Source organism: Acinetobacter sp. YT-02 (genome assembly GCF_002412355.1).
In the GTDB taxonomy this organism is placed as follows: domain Bacteria; phylum Pseudomonadota; class Gammaproteobacteria; order Pseudomonadales; family Moraxellaceae; genus Acinetobacter; species Acinetobacter towneri.
Map to the genome: position 1 here is coordinate 26,258 of NZ_NOZT01000021.1, position 25,954 is coordinate 52,211.

Sequence of the window (25,954 nt, forward strand, 5' to 3'; positions counted from 1 at the left end):
ATTGAAAAATAAAGGATTGGATATGCTGGCTTATGATGCTGATTTAGAATTATTTAGAGATAACTTTCGACGTTTTATGCAGGAGCATATTGCACCGCATTATGCTGCGTGGGAACGTGAGGGCATCATGCCGCGCAGCGTGTGGAATCTGTTAGGTGAAAATGGCTTTTTATGTATTGATGTGCCTGAAGAATATGGCGGCTATGGTGTTCCAACGCATTATTCCCTAATGTTGGTCGAAGAATCGGCACGTGCAGGTTATAGCGCACTTTCTACAGGTATTTCCTGTCATTCTGAAATTGCTGCGCCGTACATTTTGCATATTGGTACAGAAGAACAAAAACAATACTGGCTGCCTAAAATGGTATCGGGTGAAGTGGTTGGTGCAATTGGCATGACCGAGCCAGGCGCGGGTTCAGACTTACAAGCCATGCGTACCAATGCCATTTTGCAAGATGATCATTATGTACTGAATGGTTCTAAAACCTTTATTTCCAATGGTCAGCATGCAGACTTGGTGGTTTTGGCAGTAAAAACTGATCCGCAAGCACGTGCCAAAGGCGTATCGCTCATGTTGGTCGATACTCATTTAGAAGGCTTTAAAAAAGGCACCAATTTGGAAAAAATTGGTTTGCATTCACAAGATACGTCAGAGCTATTCTTCGACAATGTCAAAGTGCCGAAAAACCAACTGTTGGGACAGGCAGGGCATGGTTTTGCCTATTTAATGCAAGAATTGCCACGTGAACGTACCGCGATTGCAGCCACAGCATTGGGTGCTATTCGTGGTTCAATTGATGTGACCACACAATATGTGCAAGAGCGTCAGGCGTTTGGACAAGCCATTGGTCAGTTCCAGAATACCCGTTTTGTTTTGGCACAGGCTAAAATTGATGAATTGGCAACCGCTGCTTTTTATAATCAAAACGTCGAATTGTATATGCAGGGCAAACTGGACGTCGAAACTGCAGCCGCTTTAAAAAGCTTTGCGACAGATATGCAAATGAAAATTGCCGATCAATTGCTGCAACTGTTTGGTGGCTATGGCTATATGACGGAATATCCAATTTCTCGTTTCTTTGTCGATGCACGAATCCAGCGGATTTACGGTGGAACCAATGAAATTATGAAAGAAATTGTCGCGCGTGGTTTATTGGGGCGTTAAATCAATGCCTTAAAACCCGAGTGAATAAAGCTCAATGATCATCACCAGAGTCAGCCCAGTGCTGGCTCTTTTTTTATGAATTTGATCAGACTTAAAAGCAATGAGCTGATTGATAATTACACTTAAAAATAAAATTACTCCGCTTAGAATTAAAGATGTAAAAGGGAAAAGCGTAGTTACCCAGTTTTAGCAGTACGTTGTGCAAAGTTGCGGCTTAAATGTATAGATTGGTGATGCTTTGATCAACTGTATGTTTTTAAATCTGAAACACTGAAAGTTGTATTGCGCAACATTTGAAAGCTAACTATTGTTATACTATTTGCAAAATGTTTATGAAGGGCGACATAACAATGATCCAAGACGATCAGAACACAACGACTTCTCTTGATCTCGCTAAAATCCGTGAAGATATTGACTCTGTAGATCAACAGATTCAGCAGCTGATTAACCGTCGAGCACGACTTGCTGAAGCGGTGGCGAAAGCAAAATTTGCAGCAGAAGAGAGCCCGTTGTTTTACCGTCCTGAACGTGAGGCGCAAGTTTTACGTAATGTTATGGAACGCAACGAAGGGCCGTTGTCTGATGTGACCATGGCACGTTTATTCCGTGAAATTATGTCGGCATGTTTGGCACTTGAAGCGCCACAAAGTATTGCGTTTTTAGGGCCAATTGGTACTTATACGCATTCCGCAGTACTTAAACATTTTGGTCAAGATGCGATTGTGCGTCCTTTGCCTACTATTGATGAAGTTTTCCGTGAAGTGGAAGCAGGCAGTGCACACTATGGTTTAGTACCTGTCGAAAACTCATCTGAAGGTGTGGTGAACCATACTTTAGATTGCTTTAAATCATCGCCATTAAATGTGATTGGTGAAGTAGAATTGCGTATTCATCACCAATTCCTTGTGTCAGAAAACACTCGTAAAGACAGCATTAAACAAATTTATGCGCATCAGCAAACTTTGGCACAATGCCGTAAATGGTTAGATGTACATTATCCGGGTGTAGAACGTGTGGCACTCAGCTCCAATGCAGAAGCAGCGCGCCGTATTCGTAATGAATGGCATTCTGCTGCAATTGCTTCTGAAATTGCGGCCAATATTTACGAACTCGAAATTTTACATAGCAATATTGAAGATAACCCAGAAAATACCACACGTTTCTTGGTGATTGGTCGTGAGAAAGTTCCACCAAGTGGCAATGATAAAACTTCATTGTTGGTGTCTGCACATGACCGCGCAGGGGCATTGCTTGAGATTCTTGCACCATTTGCGAAGCACAATATTAGCTTGACCAGTATTGAAACACGTCCTGCCTTGCCTGAAAAATGGGCCTATGTATTCTTCATTGACCTAGAAGGGCATGTCGAGCAAGACAATGTCCGTGCAGCGATTGAAGAAATCCGTCCATTGGTGAAAGAAATTCGTGTCTTGGGTTCTTATCCTGCTGCCGTGTTGTAATCGTATTTAATTCAGTGATGTGCATGTTTGTCATGCGCGCCACATTCACCACCTAGTCAACTGGAAGTGTAAAATGTCGTTTGTCCCAGCCAATGAAGGCATCTCGAAGTTAAAGCCTTATCAACCAGGTAAACCAATCAGTGAACTTGAGCGTGAGTTGGGGATTACAGATATCGTCAAACTTGCTTCAAATGAAAACCCATTGGGCTGTTCAGACAAAGTCAAAGAAGCCGTTGCAGCAGAAATTGCTGAAATTGGTCGCTATCCAGATGGTGGTGGTTTTATTTTAAAAGACCAAATTCAAAAACAATTTGGCTTTGCGCATGACCGTATTACTTTGGGTAATGGTTCAAACGATTTGCTAGAAATGTTTGCTCGCGCATTCGTTTCAGATCAAGATTCAGTGTTGTACAGCCAACATGCCTTTGCAGTATATGCTTTGGTAACGCAAGCGATTAATGCTCAAGCGATTGAAGTGCCTGCCAAAGGTTTTTCACATGACTTGGATGCTATGGCGGCAGCAATTCAAGACAACACCAAGTTAATCTTTATTGCCAACCCAAATAACCCAACAGGCACATGGTTTGAAGAGGCTGAATTTGAAGCCTTTATGCAAAAAGTTCCTGCACGGGTGATTGTGGTATTAGATGAAGCCTATGTGGAATATTTTCCAGAGAACTTCAATAGCCTTAAATTCCTTGAGCAATATCCAAACTTAATCGTGAGCCGTACTTTATCTAAGTGCTATGGTTTGGCGGCGCTGCGCGTTGGTTTTGCTTTAGCTTCTGCAGAAGTGACCGATTATTTAAACCGTATTCGTCAACCATTTAACGTCAATCACTTGGCAATGGTGGCTGCGGTTGCGGCATTAAAAGACGAAGATTTTATCGAAAAATCACGTATTGCCAACAAAGCAGGCATGGCGCAATTGGAAGCAGGCTTTAAAGCATTGGGTCTGAATTATGTGCCTTCACGTGCTAACTTTATTTTGGTAGATGTAGAAGCCGATCCGGGTCAAACTTTTAATGCCTTATTGAAAGAAGGTGTAATTGTACGTCCTGTGGGTATTACGACCCATTTACGTGTTTCAATTGGCACAGAAGCAGAAAATGCCAAGTTCCTGCGTGCATTAGCCAAAGTATTGGGCAAGGAAGCGAAGGCATAAAACATGGCGCAACCATTGTTTGAAAAAGTTGCATTTATCGGACTCGGGCTAATAGGCTCGAGTTTGGCACGTGTAATGCTGGCAGAAAACTTAAGTCGGCATATTGTGGCATCGACCCGTTCTGAAAAAACGCTGCAAGATGCTTTGGAATTAGGATTAATTGAACAAGGCTTTAACAATCCTGTAGATGCGGTACAAGGCGCAGATTTAGTGGTGTTGGCGCTACCTGTGCAAGCCACAGAAAAAGTCTTGCGATTAATTCAGCCACATTTGGCAGATAATGTAATTCTGACCGATGTAGGCAGCACCAAAGGCAGTGTCGTGGCTGCAGCCAAAGCGGTTTTTGGAGAACATTTACCTGCAGGTTTTGTTCCCGGGCATCCAATTGCTGGGGCAGAGCATACAGGCGTGCATGCAGGCAAGGTTGATTTATTTGCCAATCACAAAGTCATTTTGACACCATTGCCAAGCAGTGCGCCGTGGGCAGTCAATAAACTGATTCAAATGTGGGAAAGCGCCAAAGCCGAAGTAATTTGCATGGATGTGGAAAAACATGATGAGGTATTGGCGTATACCAGTCATCTTCCACATTTAATGGCCTTTAATTTGGTCGAACAATTGGCAAATCGGGAAGATAATTTAGACATTTTCCGCTATGCTGCAGGTGGCTTTCGTGACTTCTCACGTATTGCTGCCAGCGATCCACAAATGTGGCATGACATTTTCTTGGCAAATAAAACTGCATTGTTAAAAGCGGTGGATGGCTTTGAAAGTCAACTCGCGATTATTCGCCAACTGATTGAACAAGAAGACTCGCATGCTTTAATGGGCTTGCTTGGACATGCACAAGCGGCACGACAGCATTTTAATCATATGCTCGCCAAGAAACCTTTTATGGAGAACAATAACGTGACACAACAATTTACGATTTTGCCAGGTGCTAAGACTTTCCAAGGTAAATTTACCGTACCGGGTGACAAATCTGTGTCACATCGTTCAATTATGTTTGGTGCAATTGCCGAAGGCACTACGCATGTGACAGGTTTCCTTGAAGGTGAAGATGCATTGGCGACTTTGCAAGCATTTCGTGATATGGGTGTGAGCATTGAAGGCCCTAAAAATGGTGAAGTCACCATTCATGGCGTAGGCATGCAAGGTTTAAAAGCACCTGCAAGCGCAATTTATATGGGCAACTCAGGCACATCTATGCGTTTGTTGGCAGGCATGTTATCTGCACAGAAGTTTGATTCTGTTATGACAGGTGATGCGTCATTGACCAAGCGTCCAATGGAACGTATTGCTAAACCATTGCGTGAAATGGGTGCACAAATTCAAACGACGGGTGAACGTGGCACACCGCCAGTATCGATTACAGGTGCGCAAGCGCTGAAAGGTATTCACTATGATTTGCCAATGGCATCTGCACAGGTGAAATCAGGTATTTTATTGGCAGGGCTTTGGGCAGAAGGTGAAACTTCAGTGACTGAGCCTGAACCAACGCGTGACCATACCGAACGTATGTTACGTGCATTTGGTTATGAAGTGAAAACTGAAGGTAACCGTATTTCATTGCAAGGCGGCGGTAAATTGGTGGGTACAGATATTCAAGTACCTTCTGATATTTCATCTGCGGCATTCTTCATGGTGGGTGCAGCCATTACAGAAAATTCAGATGTAACCTTAGAAGCGGTGGGTATTAACCCAACCCGTACAGGTGTGATTGAAATTCTGAAACAAATGGGTGCAGACCTGAGCGTGGAAAATGAACGTATTGCAGGCGGTGAACCAATTGCAGATATTCGTATTCGTGGTTCACGTACTTTAAAAGGGATTCATGTTCCTGAAGATCAAGTGCCATTGGCGATTGATGAATTTCCTGCATTGTTCATTGCTGCAGCTTGTGCTGAAGGTCAAACTGTACTGACAGGTGCTGCAGAATTGCGCGTAAAAGAATCAGACCGTATTCAAGTGATGGCAGATGGTTTAAAAACCATGGGCATTGACTGCACACCCACTGACGATGGCATCATCATTCAGGGTAAAGGCAAAGCAGGTGACTGGTCAGCGATATTTACAGGCGGCGAGATTGAATCACATCATGACCATCGTATCGCCATGAGTTTCTCTATGGCAGGCTTGCGTACTTCTGGTGAAATTAAAATTGTAGGTACAGAAACAGTAGCAACAAGTTTCCCTACCTTTACTGAGCTTGCAGGTGTGGCAGGTCTGAATATTCAAGTGACAGAATAAGCCAAAACGATAGGGGCTGCGATGAAGAGTCGCAAAGCCTAGACTTTATGCTGAAACAGCCAAGCTTTTGCTTGGCTGTTTGCGTTTTATTGCTTATGCTAAACCCATACAAGAAAAAAGCCTTTGGGTTCGAGCATGCGCAAATTAAAATTTATGGCGAATTGTGAAAATAAACAAGAGTTACAAGATTGCACTCTGGCACAGAATTATGTGGCGAATTTACTTTCACAAAACTTATCTCATTATGGCTTTCAAACGTTGCCGCAGAGTGGTGCACAAGTCGCTGTAAGTGTAGATCAACATGCGCTGCCTTTGGCAGTAAACTGTCAAAGCCGTGGTGAAGATGGGCATCTTGTTTGTGAAATTACTTCATACCCAAATGAGGAACAAGACTGGCTAGAACGAATTACCGAGCAAAGTTTATTAAATCAATTGGCGCAAGCGGTAGAAAATACTCTGAAAGAAGACCAATCTTTTAGTGAGTTTGAATGGAAAGGTTAAACCAAGCTGCAAAGACGTTGGATGTTTAAAATTTATACTTGATTTTTAAATTAAAAATAGGGTCTGTTGACATTTCATAAAGGCAGCCACAGATAAATACAAGCTAAGGCAACTGCGCTTCGAAAGTTTCGCTTTAGCACTTTAATTTTTAATCTGCTCTCTTAATATTTCAGAATCATAGCCTTTATCCATACAGACTATTTCAGTGTCAGTTAAATCTAATTGTTCGACTAAAATAGGGGCAACTTTGACATCATGGGTGGTTCCATCTGAAATAATAAATTCGATCGGGTTACCGTGAGAGTCAACAGCTAAGTGAATTTTAGAACTATTACCCCCAACACTTTTTGAAATATCCTGATTAGGGATTCCTGCTGAATGTTGGTGTGCTCTAACATGAGTAGCATCAATAAATATCCATTCACGATCAGCGTTCTCTGAGAATATTTTAAATATTTTCATTATCTTATCTTTATTAGACCAGCGATTGTACTTTTTAAAAATTGAGTTTGGATTACCAAAAACCTCGGGTAAATCTCTCGAAGGGCATCCTGTTCTAATACGATATAGGATTGCCTCAAAAAAATTTCTCAAATTTGAGTTGAGATAAATATTAAAATTGCGAGAATAGCTTTTAACTTAGACCAGTGTTGATCATTCAACATTGTACGAGGTATAGCGAGTAGTGAATTTGGTTTGGCGATTGAATTTTACTATCTCGCTATTTTTTTATACAGCAAATGTCAACAGATCCTATTCATTTTTTAATTGAAATGTCATCTAAATGACACATCGCAACCGTATATTAAGCAGCAAGAACAATACAACAAAATAATTTTTATTTAACCCGCTTAATTTGGGAGAGTTAAGTGGGTTTTTTATTGCCTAGAGAAATGTTGCAAGTACTATAAAAAAATAAGCTCAACTGATCAGAGTGAATCAATGTTTTTTTAAAGCAGACACTGAAATAAAAGCACCTCAGCCTCCACGTTGGATTGATCTAAGAGATCATCTTCTAGCAATACAACGCAACGTGTTTTTCCGATAGGGTTAAACAAAAACACGCATTGGAGTTTGTTGAAAGCTGCTGCTATAGTGAGCGCAGTATTTTTTATTTAGGTGGTTTATGCTCGCTTTAATTTCTCCAGCCAAGACTTTAGATTATGAAACTGCATTACCAAGCGATGAATATACTCAACCTAGATTACTTGAACATTCACAAGAGTTAATTGATGTAGCGCGTAAACTTTCTGCTACTGAACTTGCCAGTTTAATGAGTGTGAGTGAAAAAATTGCCACTTTAAATGTCGAGCGTTTTCGTGACTGGCAAGCAGAATTTGATCTTGCCAATGCGCGTCAGGCCATGTTTGCTTTTAAAGGTGATGTGTACACAGGCTTAGATGCTTATAGTTTGTCTGCTGCAGATATCGAGTTTGCTCAACAACACCTGCGTATGCTTTCTGGCTTATATGGCTTATTGCGTCCTTTAGATTTAATGATGCCGTATCGTTTGGAAATGGGCACTAAGTTGCATAATGCGCGCGGTGAAAATTTGTATCGTTTCTGGGGCGATATCATCACCAATTTAATTAACCAAGATTTAAAACATAACCAGTCGGCATTATTAGTTAATCTAGCTTCCGATGAATATTATAAGTCGGTGCAGGAAGCAAAAATTCAGGCTGAAATTATTAAACCTGTATTTTTAGATCAGAAAAATGGTAAATATAAAGTCATCAGTTTTTATGCCAAAAAAGCCCGTGGTTTGATGGCACGTTTTATCATCGAGAATAAATTAGAACGCGCAGAAGACTTAAAAGCATTCAATAGTGAAGGTTATTATTTCGATGCAGACAGTTCTTTAAAAGGCGAATTGGTCTTTAAACGTGACGAGCAAGCCGCCTAACTGTCGGTTTAATCGTTGAATCTCCCATCATGCTAACCTATGGCAGATGGGGGCGAGACTGACCAATCTCCTGTTTGTACTCTTAAAGCTGTTTAAAGGCTTCTATGGCACGTAATCGGCTAAGTTTTAAATCTACAATTGGATGCGGATAATCCAGTTTTAGATTTGGATTTTTCGCATACGGTTCATGAATGTTTTTGGCATCTAAATGTGCCAGTTCAGGTAGCCATGTGCGAATATAATCACCATTGGGGTCAAACTTTTGTGATTGGCTCACTGGGTTGAAAATCCGAAAATAGGGCACCGCATCTGTACCAGTTGAGGCACACCATTGCCAGCCACCGTTATTGGCAGCCAAATCGCCATCAATTAAATGTTGCATAAACCACTGTTCACCCAAGCGCCAGTCAATTAACAGGTTTTTGCACAGAAACATTGCGCAAATCATTCTGACTCGATTATGCATCCAGCCCGTTTGCAAAAGTTGTTGCATGCCTGCATCCACAATGGGGATGCCTGTTTTTCCTTGTTGCCATGCTGCTAAACCTGCAGGATCATTTCGCCACGCCACCTGTGCGGTCTGATCTTTAAAAGGGCGGTGCTTGGAAACTTTGGGATAATCAAACAAAATATGTTGATAAAACTCACGCCACAGTAATTCATCTAACCAAGTTTGTTGCCCTGTATTTTCAAGATGAAAATGCCCTTGTGAATGAGCAAAAACCGCAGCCAGACATTGCCGAATGGAGAGAATGCCACAGTTTAAATACGCAGATAATTGGCTGGTACCAGACAACGCAGGAAAATCACGCTGTTGCTGATAATCGTGCATTTTTTCACGTGTAAAATCATCCAACAAGTGATGTGCATGTTGTTCCGTGACTGCCCATAAGTTTTGTTGTGCCGTTGGAAGCGGGTCGAAACCTAAGTGTTCTAAACTTGGCACTGTAGAGAGATATTGTTTAGGAAGTTGGATGGGTAGTTGTGGTTGCGGCAGAGGAAAGCAACGCGGAATACTGACATTCAACTGTTGATAGGCATATTTTTTAAATGCGCTGAATACCTGATACGGTTTCATGCTCTGATTGCGCACCGTACCCACAGGAAAAAGCGTGCGGTCATGGTACAAAACCAAATCCTGACCGTGTTGGTTCAAGGTTTGTTGAACTTCAAGATCACGTTTTAGCTCATTCACTCCCAATTCAATATTGGCATAAATATTTTGAATCGGATGAGAGTCCTTCAATGTTTGGCATAGTTGGAGCAGTGTTTGTGCAATGTCAGCCCAAGATGGTGTAATTTGAACAATCAGTGGGATATTGAGTTGTGCGAGTTCGTCTTTTAGTGCATTTAATTGACGCAAGTAAAAGTCAATTTTAATGGGCGCATCGTGATGTAAACGATATTGCTGAGGCGAAAGAATCACCACGCCAATACAAGCTCCTGCTTGGCTAGCATGCCAAAGTGCGGTGTGATCTGAAATTCTTAAATCTTGTCGGAACCAAACTAAATTATAGTTTTGCATGGGAAGAATGCTTGATGTGAGCGCTAGAAAGGTGACTTCATTATAAGCATGACTGGGTAAAATTGTCTTAAATGCGAAGGGTTTAATTGTCCAATAAAACGACAATGTGCTGTGTTGATTTTTCCTGTAATGATCTTTCCGCAATAGTCTGCCTGAAAGGATCTTTCAGTCATGTGCTTATCCTGAATTTTAGAATGACAAACAAAAAAGGCAAAGTAAAAATACTTTGCCTTTTGCTTCGATCAATACTGATCTTAGTGGTGATGACCACCCGCACCGTGTACGTGACCGTGATCTAATTCTTCTTGAGAAGCTTCACGGATTTCAATGATTTCAACTTCAAACGTTAAATCTTGACCAGCAAGTGGGAAGTTTGCATCAACAATTACGTTGTCGCCTTCAACTGCTTTTACAGTTACGATTTGAACGCCATCATCAGTTTGCGCTTGGAATTGCATGCCTGCTTGGATGTTGTCTACACCTTGAAACATTTGTGCAGGAACTTCTTGTACTAAGTCTGGGTTGTATTCGCCATAACCTTCAGCTGCAGGTACGTTTACAGTAAATTTTTCGCCTACTGTTTTACCTTCTAACGCTTTTTCTAAACCAGGGATGATATTACCTGCACCATGCAAATAGGCAAGTGGTTCACCTTGAGATTTGTCGAGAGTTTCACCCTCTGCGTTAGTCAATGTGTAGTGGAAAGAAACCACGAGGTCATTTGCAATAGCAGTCATGTTATTGATCCATTCAATTTTTTAAGGGTACATCATAAAGTGAAACGTGGAATTTGTTATAGACATTTCTGCAAATTCTTCACTTTTCCGAGTTTTTTATGACATTTTTTAGTTAATCGGGGCAATTTTTATAATTTCAATGCAAATTTGTGCGTCATACCTATAAATTTGCAGATTTTATTGCAGGCTCATTTTAAGCCCTTTGTATGATGTGTAGATGACAATAAAAAAGATGGGACATTGCCCATCTTGGTGATATTTAATTCTTGAGGATCATCGGCTTCTAACCGAGTGAAGTTTTCTCATCTTCTACAGGTTGATGGCTAAAGAAATTAAACAAACTGCCAAACCACATCATGATTCTTTCAAAAATATTGGCTTCAACAATGTTGACCTGTTCTTCAATTGCAAAGCTGTTAATCAATTGATTATTTTGATAAACGTGTACGGTTGCCAGTTTCATAACCTGTGCCAATGGCGCAGTCAGTAACTTTTCAGACAATTCAATATTGACATGCGTTTGTGTACGCTGTGCAGGTTCAAGTGTTTCTAATTCGCCCTGTGCATTCACAAGTTGTAGACGTTGAGTGCTTTGATCAAACTGCGCCAAGTTAATTGCATGTGGCTGTTCATACAGTGATGTCGTTACAAACTTTGGCTGACTGCTTTCAATCTTAAACATGCGTAAAGTCGATTTCACCACAGGCAATTCTGCAATCATTTGTTTGGGTTTAATCGCGACTTCATTACGGGTATAGCTATAGGCTAAATTTAATAATTGATGTGCCACTTCAGCGCGTTTTTGCGCACTTTTGGTTCCCATCACCACCACCACTAAACGACGCTCAGGTGAAGCACTATCCAATGTTGGGCGGTTTGCAGTTAAGGCAAGGTTGTAGCCTGCAGCTTTGGTGAAGCCTGTTTTTAACCCATCTACACTTGGGTCTTGTTTTAATAAAATATTGGTCGCACGGTGAAAGTGCTGATTGTAGGTAAAACTAGTTTGTTTTGAATAAGCCAAATAATCGGGTGTTTCAGTCACTATCGCTTGTGCTAAACGTGCCATATCTGCCGCAGAAGAATAATGACTAGGCATAGTCACACCAGATGGATTCTGAAAATGTGTATCTTGCATGCCCAAAGCTTGCGCTTCCTGATTCATTCGAGCGATAAACTGCGGAACACCACCTGCAACACGTTCACCTAAAGTGAGTGCAGCATCGTTAGCAGACATAATAATTAAGCCTGCCAATAGCTGATCTATCGAAATCTGTTCACCTGCTTTTAGATACATTTGTGATTCATCCCACATCACTTGCTGCACCACAGGTGTTGCGGTCAAGATTTCATCTCGGTCTAATTTACCTGCCTGAATATCTTTGAGCACAATATAAGCCACCATCATTTTAGTGAGTGAAGCAGGTGCACGTTGTACGTGACTATTGTGCTCTGCAATCACTTGCCCAGATTGTGGGTCTAAAATTGCCCATGCTTCGGCTTCGACACTTTCAGCTTGAATATTCAATAATGCGGCATGCGTGATTGCGCTGTATAGCCAACAGAGCAGCGCAATCAGATAGATAACACGTTTCAAAGAAGTTCCTTATTTACACCAATCCATTGGTGTCACAATGGTTTTAAGCAGCAAAAACAATGTCAATAGACTAGGGAATGCTATGCCTTTTTTGCGCAGTTGGCTAGCCATAAATGCAGACAAATCTCGTCTTGACGCATCAAATGCTAAAAAAATGTTAAGCTTGTGGCCAAGTTCTTATTTATACATTTTGTATTGCCCATTATGTTGCATTATCAAATCGAATTTGACGATTATCGTCAGCATCTTATGCATGTCACCGTGCGTTTTTTGGCTAATCCTACTCAGGTTTTATCGCTACCTACTTGGATTCCAGGCAGCTATTTAATTCGTGAATTCTCCAAACATCTTGAATCGGTACGTGCTTATGATGAAGCAGGGCGTATCCTCAAAATTCAGAAATTTGAAAAGAATAAATGGCGCTTATTTAATACCGATCATGAATTGATTACGGTGGAATATGATGTCTACGCTTATGATTTGTCGGTGCGTGGTGCATATGTCGATCAGACGCGTTTATATGTCAATCCTGCCTGTGCCTGTTTGGGCTTAGATGGACAAGAAGACAAAGCCATTGAAGTTGAAATATTTTTACCAGATGAGCTGAAGCATTTTCAGCTTGCAACAGGTTTGACTGCAAAAAGTTTGGTGAAAGGGCGTTATACCTTAAAAGCCAAAAACTATGCCGAACTGATTGATGCACCGTTTGAATTGGCAGAACAAACCCGTTTTAGTTTTACCGCAGCAGATATTCCACATGAATTTGTGGTTTCGGGTAAACATGCAATGAATGCTGCACGTATGCAGCAAGATATTGAAAAAATCTGTGCCACACAAATTGCTATGTTTGGTTCTGCGCCATTTGCAAACTATACCTTTATGACCATGGCAACAGGCAATAGCTATGGTGGCTTAGAACATCCAAACAGTACCAGTTTAATTACACCGCGTGATGATTTGCCGAAAGCCAACGAGCCTGAACAACCTTCTAAAGATTATCAGCGCTTTTTAGGTCTGTGCAGCCATGAGTATTTTCACAGTTGGTTGGTGAAATTCATTCGTCCTGAAAATTTTGTGAATTATGACCTGAATCAGGAAGGCTATACGTCACTGTTATGGATTTTTGAAGGCTTTACGTCTTATTACGATGATCTGTTATTGCTTCGTAGTGGTGTAATTGATCAGGCGTCTTATTTGGAGCTACTTAAAGCACAAATTAATCGTTATTTGCAAAACCCGGGTCGTGCGATTCAAACGGTGGCAGAATCCAGTTTTGATGCTTGGGTCAAGTTCTATCGTCAAGATGAAAACTCGAACAATGCAGGAACCAGCTACTATAACAAAGGTTGTTTGGTGGCTTTATGTTTAGATTTGGGCTTGCGCTTACGTGGTTCAAGCTTAGATGCCTTAATGCAGAAATTGTATGCCAATGCGCAACAGGGCATTCAAGTACATGAGCGCACCATCTTTGATTTATGCAAAGAATTAACTGGGGATGATTGGTCGGAGCAAATCCACCATTTAATCAACACGACTGATGAATTGCCGCTCGATCAGTTATTGCCTGAGTTCGGGATTGATTATCAGCTAAAACAGGATAAGTCTTTGCCATTTGGTTTGAAATTGGCAGATAAACCTGAAGGGGTATTGGTACAAACTGCACATCGTGAAGGTGCTGCGGCAAAAGCAGGACTTTCTGCGCTTGATGTGATTGTTGCGATTGATGGCTTAAAGGCATCTGTAAAATCACTTGAGCAATATGCCAAACAGGATACAGCTTATACTGTTCATGCATTCCGCCGTGATGAGTTGATGACTTTTGAACTGAATGCTGCGCAGATTGAATTGCCAGAAGTGGCATTAAGCGTTACAGATCAGGCAAAAGTAGAACAGTGGTTAAAAGGCTGAGTTAAAGTTTAATTTAAAGTTCAGCTATAAAAAAATGGATGCTTCGGCATCCATTTTTGTATCTTGAACAAGTTGAGTTTTGACTCACCAACTCATTAACGTGCCCGACGTCCACGGCTTTTGGTATTAGGGCGTGTAGTACCATTGGTCTTACGACGAGGTTTCTCACTTTCTTCCATTTGCCAAATACGTGGCGTACCTGATTTTTTCTTGGTAGTGCCATCTTTATTTTTCTTTTGATGGATTGGCTTGCCACCCGTACCACCAGGTTTTTTCACATAAGAACGCGAGCGATACGGTTCAGCAGCAGGCACATCTTTAAAATCAGGATACAACAACGGTTCGATTTCTTTAGTTTCACCAGGTTGTAAACCCAATTGTACCAAGTCAATTGAACCAATTTTGGTGCGGATTAAACGCAAAGTTGGAAAACCAACCGCAGCCGTCATACGACGCACTTGGCGGTTGCGACCTTCACAAATTGAAATTTCAATCCACGAAGTAGGTACAGAAGCACGGAAACGTACAGGAGGATCACGCTCCCACAACCATTCAGGCTCATCGACTTTATACGCTTGCGCAGGCAAAGTCATGCCATCTTTCAGTTCCACGCCTTTACGCAATTGTGCCAAGGCATCTTCAGTGACATCACCATCGACTTGAACCAAATAGGTTTTGTATTTTTTATTGGCTGGATTGGTAATAAACTGATTCAAGCCACCATGATCAGTCAAGAACACCAAGCCTTCCGAATCCATATCTAAACGACCAGCTAAACGTAAGTCTGGATCATCAACAAAAGCCGACATGGTGAGATGTTTTTCATCTTCACGGAATTGAGAGAGAACGTCATATGGTTTATTTAAGATGACGATTTTCATAAGAAATGCTTCTTTAAATTCAATAAATTGGGAAAATTGAGAGTATTTAAAAGGAAAAACGGGCGATTTCCAATTAAATCGCAAATACAGTGCGTTTGAGATGGCTCTATTATGCGATAAGAATGGGGGAAAGTATTGCTTATTGATAAATATTTTTTTGGTGTGCTTGCCAAAATGAGCAGCAGTATCACAACGATTAAAAACTAGAAAGCTAAGCGCTAAAAAAGCCCAATGTTGGGCTAAAGAAGACAGCTTTTACAAACTTGGCATCACAGCCAATAACATACTTCCCTGATACTACTGCTCGCTTTATGCCGAATTAGTCCAAAATCAACCCGCTTGGCAGATTGAAAGTACAGAAATTGGCTAGGCACTTATAGTGAAAAGAACTTAAGATGAAATTAGTGTATATATTTTTAGGATCATGAGTTCATTAATGAAAATTTACCAAGTCGATGCTTTTAGCCATGAATTATTTAAAGGCAATCCTGCTGCCGTACTTGTTAGTAAAACATGGTTAGCCGATGATTTAATGCAAAATATCGCATTGGAAAATAATCTGTCTGAAACCGCTTTTGTCAAAATGATAGATGCGGAAAACTTTGAAATTCGCTGGTTTACACCCACAACAGAAGTCGATTTTTGTGGACATGCGACACTTGCCAGCGGCTTTGTTTTATTTAAGGATTATACCGAGACAAAGACAATTCAATTTCATGTGAAAAAATTGGGGATTTTTACAGTTCAGCAACAGCAAGATGGCAAAATTTGCATGAATTTCCCAATTCGTGCTGCCCAACAAGTTGAAGATTATCCCGATATTTTACGCCAAGCTTTGACTAAACCATTTAAAAACGTCTATATCAATGCGCAAGCCTATATTGTGGAATATGAATCGGTACAAGATGTGTTAGATGAACAGCCTAACCTTGAATTATTAAAACAATTGGGACAGTTGCGCACAGCCATTACGGCACAGTCGAGTGTTGATGTTGCGATTACTGCCTCTGCAAATACACAGTATGACTGCGTATCGCGTTATTTTGCACCAGCCATGGGCATTGCAGAAGATCCTGTTACAGGTTCAATTCATACTGCAATTGCACCGCTATGGGCAGAAAAATTACAGCAAACCGAACTTGTGGCATATCAGGCTTCTGCCCGAGGTGGCGTACTGTATTGCAAAATTTTACCTAATGATCGCATCGAAATTTCAGGTTATGCGCAGTTATATTTGCAGGGCGAAATCATGATTTAAACATGCACAGCATTAGACCTTGTATCTTGGAGATGAAGCTGAGATGAGAGAAGTCTGCTAGATTTTTTTCTTGGTTTTAACTTACATCATTTGCAAATATTTACTGTGGGTTTAATTGCAGCTTGTTATGCTGTTTGCGCTCAAGTTGAAAATTGTCATATTTCATGGCAAATCAAAAAATAGAATGAAATCAATCGGGAAAAAGAAGTTGCTACGTTTTAAAACTCTCACTTTATCTTTATGTGTACTGGCATTTAATGGCGTGATTTTCGCGCAGCCAGTTTTAGTAAAATCTAAGCAAGAAATACAAGAATATCAACTTGATAATGGCTTAAAAGTCATTTTGGCACCCAATCAGAAAGAAAATAAAGTCTTTATGAATATGGTGTATTTAACGGGTTCATTGAATGATCCACAAGGCAAAGGTGGTTTGGCACACTTGTTGGAACATTTGGCATTTAAAGGTACAGAAAACGTACCTGCCGAGGAGTTTCAGCGCCGTTTAGATCAATATAGTTTAATGCACAATGCCAGCACCGACTATTACTCCACTAAATACACCAACATCATTCGTCCTGAAACTCGCGCCGTCAATGAGATGATTTATCTTGAAGCGGAACGCATGGATAAATTGGTCATGCAGGAAAAATATGTGCCTGCCGAAATTGCGATTGTAAAGCGTGAACGCGAAGTGCGTATGGATCAACCGTTTTCAGTCTTGTTAGATCAGGTGTGGAAATCGGCCTATGGCAATCAGTATTTCGGACGCTTACCCATTGGCGATTTAAATGAACTGCAATCCATTAAAATGCAGGAGTTAAATCAATTTTATCGCACATGGTACGCGCCGAATAATGCCATTTTAGTGATGACAGGCAAGTTTGATCAGGCAGCGGTGTTAAAACAAATTGATCAACATTTTAGTCCAATTGCAGCACGACAAATTCCCAAACAAGTACAAGTGCCACGATTAGACAGCAACAAAATTCAGCAACGAAATTTTGTGGTACAAAAGGGCAGTCAACTGGCCAAGTTTAATCTGTATTTAAATGGCAATGACGAAAAGATCAAAACCGCTTTGGTGCTGTCACCATATTTACATACATTGCAACCGAGTGGGCATTTGTATCAAGCACTGGTAGAAACCGGCAAAAGTACCATGGTGCAGTCCAGCACATGGTTAGATCAAGATTTTAATTTGGTGTTGATGGGGGCTTTGTATGCACCCAATCACGATGCCAAGCAAGTACAAACTGGCTTGAATCAAAGCATCGAACAGGCAAAAAACTTTGATGATGCTGAGTTACAACGCGTCAAAAACCTGATTCAAAATCAGGCAGACAGTGTGATGAATGATGCGGTGGCTTTGGGTGGTCGCTTGAGTGATTATGCTGTGGCTTATCAGGGTGATTGGACACAATATTGGCGTGATTTAAACAATATTCAACAGTTAAATGCAGATGAACTAAATCAGCGTTTAAAACAGTTCTTCACTGCACAGCATCGGGTCATTGGCGATATTCAGCCCACACCTGAAGATCAAAAACAGGCACTCACAGCAAAAAATAATCTAAATACAGCAAAAACTTTAGATCAGCAAGATACACCTGTTGCACCTTTGAAAGATGTGCAAAGTTATCAGCAAGAAGTGACAGACTATGTGCAAAAATCTAAACAAGCTTTGATTAAAAATGAAAAAAAGATTCAGCGTGGCAGCTTAAAAAATGGTGCCAAATATGCATTATTTCCAACTGCAACGCGTGATGATAAAACCTATGCCACCATTTCGGTAAATTTTGGTACGGCACAATCTTTATTTAAGCAGGGCGAAATTTTAGATTTAACCGCGTATTTGTTGCTGCGTGCATCTCAAGAGCATAGTTTGCAAGACATCGCCGATCAGTCAATTGCTGCAGGTGGTTCGGCTTTTGCACAAGCCGATGCTAATGCGATTCATATTCAAATTGTGGCAAAAAATGAAAAGTTTAATGCGTTTTTTAATTTTGTTTTAGATGTCATGCAAAACCCAAGTTTTGAGCAAAGTCAGTTTGATTTAATTCGTTCTCAAAGTTTATCCAGTTTAGAACGACCTTATACCGAGCCTGAAACTGTGGCTGCTTTGACTATGGCGCGTTTAATTGAAATTTACCCGCAGGGCGATTTACGCTATCACTTCGAGCCTGAATTTGCGAAGCAACAACTGCAAACTGCAACCCAAGCGCAGGTGCAGCAGTTATATCGTCAATTTTTTGCCATGAATCATGCACAGATTGCCATTACAGGTGAGTTTGATCCGAAACAAATCAAAAAAACTTTAACCCAGCGTTTAGGACAATCACGCAATACGGAAGCATATCAACGCTTAGATTCAGCCTATACGGCATATCCTGCGAAAAAGTTGCATGTATTGGCAGAACAGCGCGAATTTGGCAGTTATCAAAGTTTATTGACCTTACCTTTGGGTGTGAATCATCCTGACACACCTGCCATGATGGTGCTGAGTTATATTTTGGGTGAATCGCAATTGTCTTCACGTTTGGCACAAGAACTACGTGAAAAAAATGCATTGGTTTATGGTTTTAGTAGTGGTTTGAGTTTAAGTGAATTTGAACAATCGGGTGCGCTCAGTATTTCTGCGCAATACAGTGCAGGCAAGTCGGCTCAAGTGTCACAGGCGGTGCATAAAGTGTTGCAGGATTTGCGCCGTGATGGTGTCAGCTTGCAAGAAGTTGAAGCTGCAAAAGCCGATATTTTGAAAAAACGTGTGACTGCCTTAGAAGATGAACGCAGTATCCACCGTATGTTGGTACCGCAATTAGAACAAGGTCGTGATTTACGTTACCGTGAGCGACGTGATCAAGCGTTAGCAAAACTCAGCAAAGCCGATGTAGATGCTGTGATTCAGAAATATTTACGCTTAGAACATTTGCTTGAAGTAGCCGCCGATCAATATGGTCAAGCCAATGTTGAGGTGCTGCCGTTAAAGCCGCAGTCTAAATAAAGATTCAATTTAATTTTGAGCAGATACAAAAAACGCATCCATTTCGATGCGTTTTTTGTCTTCAAGTTTGCTATCTATGCTCAATTGGCTAAAGCTTTATAAACGATAAAACTGTTTGGCATTATGATGAAACACTTGCTGCAAAGCATTTGGATGATAGGCCGCAACAATATCACTAGTCGCATCAATTAAATTGACCAAAGACGTGCTCACTCGATCCATTGGAAAATTGGAAGCAAACATCAACCGATATATTCCAAAGCTTTGTAAGGCATGCTGAATCAGTGGTGCAGTTAAATCTATAATTTCCTGTTTTGAGGCTTCACGTTTTTGCAAGTGAAATTGATGTCCTAAAACAGGCATAAATAACCCTGAAATTTTGCTGTAAACATTTGGACAGTGTGCCAACTCGGCAATATCTTCTTGCCAACGAAACAGAATGTTTTCCCGTGCTGTTTTGGTCACGCCTGTATGTGTGCCAACTTGCCCGAACAGCCCTGCAGGTGTGCCCAAATGGTCAAGTACAATAGAAGTTTCTGGAAATTGTTTAGCCAGCGCCAAGACATCGCCCAATTGGGTCGAATACGTCCATGCATCAAAACTTAAATTATATTGCGCTAAAGCTTCAAAACCTTTTAGAAACTTTTTGTTCCGATATAAATGTGGTTCGTCTGCCCAAGAGAAAATCCCGTGATCTTCATGCACGGCTGCCATTTTACGAATTCCACGGAAGTTTGGAGAGGCTTTGTGATGTAATTTTAGAATTTTCTTAAAATTAGAATCGCGCGGGTCTGCAGTGGCGACAATCGCGCCCAAAGCCAAACCATTATTTTTAAAATCCAGACTTTCTATAAATTCGGTTTCACCAACTACGCCTTTGCCTTTATGGTTGTGCCAATTGGCTTCAATATGCACGACTTTTTCAGCCGTATAAAAACCTAAGTCACGGGCATAATGCTCAGGTAAATAGGGCGATGTGACGTGCTCGGTGCGTCCTAAAGTTTCAATGAGTGTTTTTGGTTTTATCAGGCGGATGGTTTTATCTAGCAAATTGGGATGCTTGCCCAAAAGCTTAACAGCAAGTCGTGCGCTGTGCGGCGTGTTGTACGGATCCCACTGATGAATATGTGCATCAATGAGTGCAAATCCTAGATTCTGCATAATCATCCTGTTTTTATGACGCTAGTATTTCACTATTCAAAGCCATCATGTTGCAAAAGGGAAGGGTTATTTATCGAAAAACTACAAATTTTAAAAATAGCCTCAATAAAAAAAGCCCCGTAGGGCTTTGTTTATACGAAAAATTAATGATCGTGCGAGTGGTCGTGATCATGTTTATGGGTATGAAATTCTTCGTTGTGGCGGAAGCGCAAATAGTTTTCAAACTGCTCGCAATATTCGTCATAATTATCTTCAAGCATCATTTGAAATTGCTGCAAGATATATGACATAACTTGGTCTTTGGCATCGCGCATTTCATTGCCATCTTTAAAATTATTGGCTGCCACCCAAGTATTAAAACGTGCAGTAGCAAATAACATGGCAGCACTCACCTGACCACGAATTTCGGCAGGTTTTACTGTCGAGCCTTTTTCAAAATGACAGAAGCCATTGGCCTGTTTAATAAATTCATCGGCACGTTCAAAAAAAGCCGCATTTAATGCTTCTTCTTCGGTTACATCGGTTGCTTCAATCTTTTGAACCATGAATTTTTCCTAAGCTAAAAATCTGAATGTTTCATTATAGGCAAAGCCTTGCAGAAACAAAACCTTTGCCTTAAGCTAAAAATAGCCTAAGCAAAATTGGAGTGGTTGATGCAAGATGCGATTGCGGTACAAAGTTTAAAAAGCGACATTGCTTTATTACGTCAAAATATTTGGCCACCCGTGCAACTTGCCCATGTTGAAGGCTTGCCGATTTATTATGGAACACGCGCAGAAGTAGCAGAATACTATAAACAATGGACAGGGTTGATTGAACGTGCACAGGATTTATTTCAGCCTTTTATGCAAGATGAAGTCATTGATGCCGTGCATTTACCTAGTCATTTGAACTTGCCCTTATTTTATTTTCATGTCGATCGGATTCGAGTGAATAAAACCCGCGCCAAAGAATCGAAAACTTTTCGGGGGATTGCCAGCCTGATCGAAAAATGTGGGCAATTTGAACCGCAGGAAATTCAGCTCATGCAGCGTTGGTTAGACAGTGATGACAATGCAGCACTGGTGGCACATCGTGAGTTTATTGATTTGCGTACTTATGTGTTTCAGCATGGGCAAAGTGACTACACGCGCACCCGTTTTTATGTGAATGGTATTGTGTTAAGTGTTGAACCGCATTTTGAACTGGTCGATGCGCGCGATAAGCCACGTAAGCAGCGCAGTGACAGCTATCAAGACCCTTTAGCGGATAACCAAACATGGAAAGTGTTTGGTAAATATCGTTAAGCTTTTAGAAAGTGTGCAATATTAAGATTAAATATAAAAAAGCTCAAAATGAAATGCATCTCTGTTGAGCTTAAAGGTGATCATTGATTGATGATCAAACTTTAACTACGACCAAAAAGGCTGACTTTCAGCAAACTGTTGTAAATCCTGTTCGATCTGTATGGAAATATGACGCTCTTCAGACGCAATCCATCCCAATACAAACCATGTTTTCGGTTCAGTTTGAGCATGGCTTTCATATAGACCTTGTGCCACCATTAAATCATTAAAATGCCCTAAAGTTTCCTGTAATGGTTTTAGGGTTTTTAAATACGTTTTGACGTCATCTTCTGCAAATAAACTACTCACAAACTCCACGGTATAGCGTAAACGTTTTACACGCTTACGCGTGCGGTGTTTAGATTCCACATCCAAGGTTTGGAAATGACCTGTATCATCACAAATTTGTTGATGCATTTTCTGCAAGCGTTTACGTAATACTTTTTTGAATGGTTTTGATTCTGCATCTGCAATCGCAGCCGAATGTGCAAAACTCATAAGTTGTAACAGTAATAAGGTTGTGGTCGGTGAGCGGAAAATTGCATCAATCGCAATGTTTTCAGATGCTGCAGGTGGTAGTTCGGTAATAGGTGAGCCTGCATTTTCAAGTTGCGGAATCAGACTTTCGCGCAAAGCATCTTGATCGCGGGTCGAACCTAACTGCTGAAAAAGTGTCGCCAATTGACTTTCCCAATTGTTATTTGCCAACGCATCATATTCAGCAAAAATTTTTAAGGAACTGCGTAAACGTCGAATGGCAACACGCGCTTGATGCACATGCCCACTGGCATAATCTTGACTGGCAATCGCAGTTGCATTTGGCAGCAAGTGTGCCAAACAATTCTGGGTAATTTGCGCCAACAACTCATGCATATTTTCGGGGTGTTGCAATTGCAAGGTACTTTGCTGCTGTACAGGAATCATGGTTTCATTGTTATACAGCATATTGCCACGCTGCGATTTACTGCGTGTGTCGAGCCATAAATGATATTTTTTAATCCACGGCTGAATATAGGCAATTAAGTCTGCAATTTCACCTTGTTTCAGTTCAAACTCAACTTCGTAAATTTCAACCGAATTTTTGCCTTGGCGGATTTCACCTAAATCAAAAGCAACTTCAATTTGGCTGTTTTTATAATGTGCCAATTGGCTGTAGCGTAAAACATCGGTTTCAAACTGCAGGGTTAAATCTACCTCTGAACCGTCTAAGGCTTTTTTTAAAATCTTTCGTGCTTGTTTATGATTTTCATAACATGCCAAATCACACAATTCAGGCGCATCATGTCCTAATTCATGTTCAAGCTCAAAGCGTTCATAATGTTGTGGACTAGGCGCTTTTAAAGTTTGTTTCCAAATATCGCCCTCTAAACGCTGACGCAGGGCAATGCGTTGCTTGGCTAAGTGCTGTTCAGGACTATCATAATATTTAGCCCATAAGCGTTGTTGTTGAACCAGTTTGTTCTTTTTAAATGCTTTTTCAAATGCCGCACGATAGTTGTGTGGAATTTGAAATTTTAATTCTATTTCACACATCGGGAATGCCCTCGATGAAACAAGATAAGTTCTCTTTACTATAGTGTAAATCTATAAATGAACAAGGGGAGAATTGTGAACAAAAGCTTGAAAAATAAAATAATTTGTATTCAGTTTTTAACACAAAGCAGCCGAATGAATATTCACAAGGCTGCCGTTGTATTGCAGTATTTTTAGCGTGTGCTTTGAGGATGTTAAGGATACTTATTTTAAGAATTTACGGCTCACCATAAATTGTTCTGTCGCTTCCAATAAACGCTGTGCATACACTTCCTGTTTTGCAGTGAGCCAACCTAAAACAAACCAGTCGCTCGCTTCCAATTCAGTTTGTTGAATGTATGCTGCAGAAGATGCCAACACTTGATATTCCTGTGCTGCAAGCTGTGCATCATTCAAAGCTTTACTATATTTCTGCAAATTTTTGACATCATAAATATGCGTCAAAATGGGGAAGCTAAATTTTAGTTCCTGAATACGCAAAGCCAGTTGATCTAAACTTTCAAAATCGTGAATATCACTGTGCTGTAATTGTTCATGCAACTGCTTATATTGCTGTTGCAACGTGTTTTGTGCGGCAGTTTTTAAGTCTAAACCTGAGTGATCGCTCGCGGCTAAACTAAACATCAATAATTCTAAATAGTGATGCACATTTTGCGTTGAACGGACTAAATTGACCAATTTTTCTTGGGCGTACAAGGTATCTTTTTTTAGGTTCTCTGCAGTCGTCGGGTTCTGTAAAAATGCGCCGAGTGTGGCTTGCATGTGTTCCAAATGCTGCAGGTGATCAAAATGTTGTTTAAATGCTGCAATTTGCATTGCCCATTTATCGCCTAAATGCTTCGACCAATCTTTAAATAAGGATAGTGTTAGTTGTAAATGTTGCAAAGCGAACTGCGCCTGATCAATATGACTTTGTTCGGCAACTTGTGCAGAAATTGCGGCAATATTAGGCAATAAATGCTGTAATTGTTGTGCAATTAACAGGCGTAAATTTTGGTCTGCATGGTCTTTTTTACTGAATTGAAATTCTTTGCTCTGAGCCGCAGGGCTGACTTTTTGCTGCACAGAAAGCAAATGTCCAATTTCTGCTTTATTGCGCACATCCAGCCATAAATGAAATTTTTTCACCCATTCAAAACTAAAAGCCAGCAATTGCTGAATTGAACCTTGTTTCAGTTCAAACTCAACTTCATGTACTTCAACTTCAGCATCTGCACAACGAATGTGACCAACATCTAAACTGATTTCAATGTCAGTATCTTCAACGGTCATTAGTCGTGAGGTACGTTGAATATCGGTTTCAAATTGTAGTTGCAACTGATCCCAATTTTGTCCCAAAGCTTGATTTAGCAATTGTTGTGCTTCGGGAATACTTTGATAAATTTGCAGATCAAGTTGTGGTGGAGTATCTGGATTTTCAGTTGGCGCAAGTGGATGGTTATGTTCAAAACTATGAAAATGACTTTGACCTGCCGCTTTTAAAGTTTGTACCCATTGCTCACCTTCTAAACGCAGTCTTAACGCCATGCCATGATGCGCCAAGCTGTGCGTAGATGTATCAAAATAGCGTGCTTTTAATGGAATTTGAGTCGATTTTTTCGGGTCTAAAGTTTTGAGTAGTGCAGTACGACGTGCGACTGGAATTTGAAATTTTAATTCAACTTCGACCATGAAAAATATCCTGAACGTAAAGCATGTTGCGCCAAAGCAGCGGCAAACAAATTGGTATTATAAATTTGTGAAAATTGCAGAACTAAGGTTTTGCAAAAGTGCGTTTGATTGTAACTAAAATATGCCAAGAAGTAAGGCTTGACCTTGGCTTTTTAGTGTTTGGTTTTTATTTTGGCTTAGTTTAAAGTGTCGTTGAGCGTAGCAAAAATAATTCAAATTTATAAACATCAGGATGATGAACATGAACGCAGCATCAAAGCCCGAATTTGAGCCGACACCAGACCCCAAGTTTGAATTGCCAATTCAGGACTATTCAACCTTTTACCGTTTTTATTTAACTGAACACCGCAACATCATGAGCCGTCGTTTGCACGTTGTTGGCAGCAGTATCGGTTTATATTGTGTGAGCAAAGCCATACGCCAGAAAAAAGCCAAATATGTACTCTATGGTTTGCTAGCAGGCTATGCCTGTGCATGGGTCGGGCACTTTGTTTTTGAAAAAAATAAACCTGCCAGTTTTAAACAGCCTGTGTATAGTTTTATTTCAGACTGGCGGATGTTTGCAGATGTTTTACGTGGTCATTTAAGTTTGCAAGATCGTGCTAAAGATAAAATTCCAAGTTGAATTGAGTGTTTAGTTATACCGTTTAGGCAAAAACTAGACGATATGTGATTATTTTCATAAAAAATGTACAAATAAAATTAATTTTTTGTTGAAATGATAGAGTGAATATTCTAATAATGTGTCATCAAATTTATTGATAAAAGTTTGTGACTTTCCAAGCCTAGAGTGACCTTTCTCTAGGCTTTTTTTATGCGAAAAATTAGGGTCTGTTGATATTTCATAAATGGCTTGCGCTGTAGGCTAAAACTGAGCAGATCAGGCATGAAACGCAGGGAATAGCGAGACTAT

Annotated in this window: 19 protein-coding genes and 1 pseudogene; 11 read left to right on the forward strand and 9 right to left on the reverse strand. The window is 40.5% G+C overall.

The features are described 5' to 3' along the window. The first annotated feature begins 22 nt into the window (after nt 1-22). The 5 genes from CF596_RS07665 to CF596_RS07685 all read left to right on the forward strand — a co-directional run bounded on the left by CF596_RS07665 (nt 23) and on the right by CF596_RS07685 (nt 6,541). The gene (locus CF596_RS07665) at nt 23-1,165 is read left to right on the forward strand and encodes an acyl-CoA dehydrogenase family protein (RefSeq protein WP_096901859.1); all 1,143 of its coding nucleotides are present in this window, start codon (nt 23-25) and stop codon (nt 1,163-1,165) included. A gap of 350 nt (nt 1,166-1,515) precedes the next feature. Further along, complete coding sequence (gene pheA, locus CF596_RS07670) at nt 1,516-2,625, forward strand: prephenate dehydratase (RefSeq protein ID WP_004972976.1); 1,110 nt, start codon at nt 1,516-1,518, stop codon at nt 2,623-2,625. Between the two features lie 73 nt (nt 2,626-2,698). Beyond that, nucleotides 2,699-3,790 carry a histidinol-phosphate transaminase gene (gene hisC / locus CF596_RS07675; protein ID WP_004972978.1) on the forward strand — a complete coding sequence of 364 codons (1,092 nt, stop codon included), beginning with the start codon at nt 2,699-2,701 and terminating at the stop codon, nt 3,788-3,790. Between the two features lie 3 nt (nt 3,791-3,793). Continuing rightward, a complete protein-coding gene (locus CF596_RS07680; protein WP_096901861.1) occupies nt 3,794-6,040 on the forward strand; it encodes a bifunctional prephenate dehydrogenase/3-phosphoshikimate 1-carboxyvinyltransferase in 2,247 nt (748 codons plus the stop codon). Between the two features lie 135 nt (nt 6,041-6,175). After that, nucleotides 6,176-6,541, forward strand: a complete 366-nt coding sequence (locus tag CF596_RS07685; protein ID WP_004972981.1) for a hypothetical protein — start codon at nt 6,176-6,178, stop codon at nt 6,539-6,541. Between the two features lie 77 nt (nt 6,542-6,618). Here CF596_RS07685 and CF596_RS07690 read toward each other — a convergent pair. After that, nucleotides 6,619-7,218, reverse strand: a pseudogene (locus CF596_RS07690) (IS5 family transposase); the annotation flags it as partial. Nucleotides 7,219-7,667: 449 nt separating this feature from the next. Here CF596_RS07690 and yaaA point away from each other — a divergent pair. Continuing rightward, nucleotides 7,668-8,447: a peroxide stress protein YaaA gene (yaaA, locus tag CF596_RS07695; RefSeq protein ID WP_004972986.1), complete on the forward strand. Its 780-nt coding sequence runs from the start codon at nt 7,668-7,670 to the stop codon at nt 8,445-8,447. Between the two features lie 82 nt (nt 8,448-8,529). On the opposite strand, the gene CF596_RS07700 is transcribed toward yaaA, so the two are convergent. The 3 genes from CF596_RS07700 to CF596_RS07710 all read right to left on the reverse strand — a co-directional run bounded on the left by CF596_RS07700 (nt 8,530) and on the right by CF596_RS07710 (nt 12,303). Continuing rightward, on the reverse strand, nt 8,530-9,972 hold the full coding sequence (locus CF596_RS07700; RefSeq protein ID WP_096901863.1) for a deoxyribodipyrimidine photo-lyase: 1,443 nt from the start codon (nt 9,970-9,972) through the stop codon (nt 8,530-8,532). 254 nt (nt 9,973-10,226) lie between these two features. Then, entirely contained in the window at nt 10,227-10,709 is a 483-nt protein-coding gene (slyD, locus tag CF596_RS07705; protein ID WP_096901865.1) for a peptidylprolyl isomerase, read from the reverse strand. A 283-nt stretch (nt 10,710-10,992) separates the two neighbouring features. Then, complete coding sequence (locus CF596_RS07710) at nt 10,993-12,303, reverse strand: D-alanyl-D-alanine carboxypeptidase family protein (RefSeq protein ID WP_096901868.1); 1,311 nt, start codon at nt 12,301-12,303, stop codon at nt 10,993-10,995. A 204-nt stretch (nt 12,304-12,507) separates the two neighbouring features. Here CF596_RS07710 and CF596_RS07715 point away from each other — a divergent pair, with 204 nt between their 5' ends. After that, on the forward strand, nt 12,508-14,211 hold the full coding sequence (locus CF596_RS07715) for a M61 family metallopeptidase (RefSeq protein WP_096901870.1): 1,704 nt from the start codon (nt 12,508-12,510) through the stop codon (nt 14,209-14,211). Nucleotides 14,212-14,306: 95 nt separating this feature from the next. Here the strand turns inward: CF596_RS07715 and CF596_RS07720 are convergent, their stop codons facing one another. Beyond that, on the reverse strand, nt 14,307-15,092 hold the full coding sequence (locus CF596_RS07720) for an rRNA large subunit pseudouridine synthase E (RefSeq protein ID WP_096901872.1): 786 nt from the start codon (nt 15,090-15,092) through the stop codon (nt 14,307-14,309). Between the two features lie 436 nt (nt 15,093-15,528). On the opposite strand from CF596_RS07720, the gene CF596_RS07725 reads away from it, so the two are divergent. Beyond that, entirely contained in the window at nt 15,529-16,350 is an 822-nt protein-coding gene (locus CF596_RS07725; RefSeq protein ID WP_096901874.1) for a PhzF family phenazine biosynthesis protein, read from the forward strand. Between the two features lie 184 nt (nt 16,351-16,534). After that, entirely contained in the window at nt 16,535-19,351 is a 2,817-nt protein-coding gene (locus CF596_RS07730; protein ID WP_096901892.1) for a M16 family metallopeptidase, read from the forward strand. Between the two features lie 96 nt (nt 19,352-19,447). On the opposite strand, the gene CF596_RS07735 is transcribed toward CF596_RS07730, so the two are convergent. Together CF596_RS07735 and CF596_RS07740 are read right to left on the reverse strand one after the other, a co-directional pair. Further along, a complete protein-coding gene (locus CF596_RS07735; protein ID WP_096901876.1) occupies nt 19,448-20,512 on the reverse strand; it encodes an amidohydrolase family protein in 1,065 nt (354 codons plus the stop codon). Nucleotides 20,513-20,655: 143 nt separating this feature from the next. Next, complete coding sequence (locus CF596_RS07740; protein WP_004973007.1) at nt 20,656-21,057, reverse strand: DUF3144 domain-containing protein; 402 nt, start codon at nt 21,055-21,057, stop codon at nt 20,656-20,658. A gap of 108 nt (nt 21,058-21,165) precedes the next feature. Between CF596_RS07740 and CF596_RS07745 the strand changes: the two genes are divergently transcribed. Continuing rightward, on the forward strand, nt 21,166-21,798 hold the full coding sequence (locus tag CF596_RS07745; RefSeq protein WP_096901878.1) for a hypothetical protein: 633 nt from the start codon (nt 21,166-21,168) through the stop codon (nt 21,796-21,798). 105 nt (nt 21,799-21,903) lie between these two features. On the opposite strand, the gene CF596_RS07750 is transcribed toward CF596_RS07745, so the two are convergent. Continuing rightward, nucleotides 21,904-23,370 carry a CHAD domain-containing protein gene (locus tag CF596_RS07750; RefSeq protein WP_096901880.1) on the reverse strand — a complete coding sequence of 489 codons (1,467 nt, stop codon included), beginning with the start codon at nt 23,368-23,370 and terminating at the stop codon, nt 21,904-21,906. Nucleotides 23,371-23,574: 204 nt separating this feature from the next. Further along, a complete protein-coding gene (locus CF596_RS07755) occupies nt 23,575-25,041 on the reverse strand; it encodes a CYTH domain-containing protein (RefSeq protein ID WP_096901882.1) in 1,467 nt (488 codons plus the stop codon). 241 nt (nt 25,042-25,282) lie between these two features. On the opposite strand from CF596_RS07755, the gene CF596_RS07760 reads away from it, so the two are divergent. Next, the gene (locus CF596_RS07760; RefSeq protein ID WP_004973016.1) at nt 25,283-25,666 is read left to right on the forward strand and encodes a DUF962 domain-containing protein; all 384 of its coding nucleotides are present in this window, start codon (nt 25,283-25,285) and stop codon (nt 25,664-25,666) included. The last annotated feature ends 288 nt before the right edge of the window (nt 25,667-25,954 follow it).

Bases quoted from the DNA above. Each gene is read 5' to 3' on its own strand.
- CF596_RS07665 (WP_096901859.1), top strand. From the start codon at position 23: ATGCTGGCTTATGATGCTGATTTAGAATTATTTAGAGATAACTTTCGA.
- pheA (WP_004972976.1), top strand. From the start codon at position 1,516: ATGATCCAAGACGATCAGAACACAACGACTTCTCTTGATCTCGCTAAA.
- hisC (WP_004972978.1), top strand. From the start codon at position 2,699: ATGTCGTTTGTCCCAGCCAATGAAGGCATCTCGAAGTTAAAGCCTTAT.
- CF596_RS07680 (WP_096901861.1), top strand. From the start codon at position 3,794: ATGGCGCAACCATTGTTTGAAAAAGTTGCATTTATCGGACTCGGGCTA.
- CF596_RS07685 (WP_004972981.1), top strand. From the start codon at position 6,176: ATGCGCAAATTAAAATTTATGGCGAATTGTGAAAATAAACAAGAGTTA.
- yaaA (WP_004972986.1), top strand. From the start codon at position 7,668: ATGCTCGCTTTAATTTCTCCAGCCAAGACTTTAGATTATGAAACTGCA.
- CF596_RS07700 (WP_096901863.1), bottom strand. From the start codon at position 9,972: ATGCAAAACTATAATTTAGTTTGGTTCCGACAAGATTTAAGAATTTCA.
- slyD (WP_096901865.1), bottom strand. From the start codon at position 10,709: ATGACTGCTATTGCAAATGACCTCGTGGTTTCTTTCCACTACACATTG.
- CF596_RS07715 (WP_096901870.1), top strand. From the start codon at position 12,508: ATGTTGCATTATCAAATCGAATTTGACGATTATCGTCAGCATCTTATG.
- CF596_RS07720 (WP_096901872.1), bottom strand. From the start codon at position 15,092: ATGAAAATCGTCATCTTAAATAAACCATATGACGTTCTCTCTCAATTC.
- CF596_RS07725 (WP_096901874.1), top strand. From the start codon at position 15,529: ATGAAAATTTACCAAGTCGATGCTTTTAGCCATGAATTATTTAAAGGC.
- CF596_RS07730 (WP_096901892.1), top strand. From the start codon at position 16,535: ATGAAATCAATCGGGAAAAAGAAGTTGCTACGTTTTAAAACTCTCACT.
- CF596_RS07735 (WP_096901876.1), bottom strand. From the start codon at position 20,512: ATGCAGAATCTAGGATTTGCACTCATTGATGCACATATTCATCAGTGG.
- CF596_RS07740 (WP_004973007.1), bottom strand. From the start codon at position 21,057: ATGGTTCAAAAGATTGAAGCAACCGATGTAACCGAAGAAGAAGCATTA.
- CF596_RS07745 (WP_096901878.1), top strand. From the start codon at position 21,166: ATGCAAGATGCGATTGCGGTACAAAGTTTAAAAAGCGACATTGCTTTA.
- CF596_RS07750 (WP_096901880.1), bottom strand. From the start codon at position 23,370: ATGTGTGAAATAGAATTAAAATTTCAAATTCCACACAACTATCGTGCG.
- CF596_RS07755 (WP_096901882.1), bottom strand. From the start codon at position 25,041: ATGGTCGAAGTTGAATTAAAATTTCAAATTCCAGTCGCACGTCGTACT.
- CF596_RS07760 (WP_004973016.1), top strand. From the start codon at position 25,283: ATGAACGCAGCATCAAAGCCCGAATTTGAGCCGACACCAGACCCCAAG.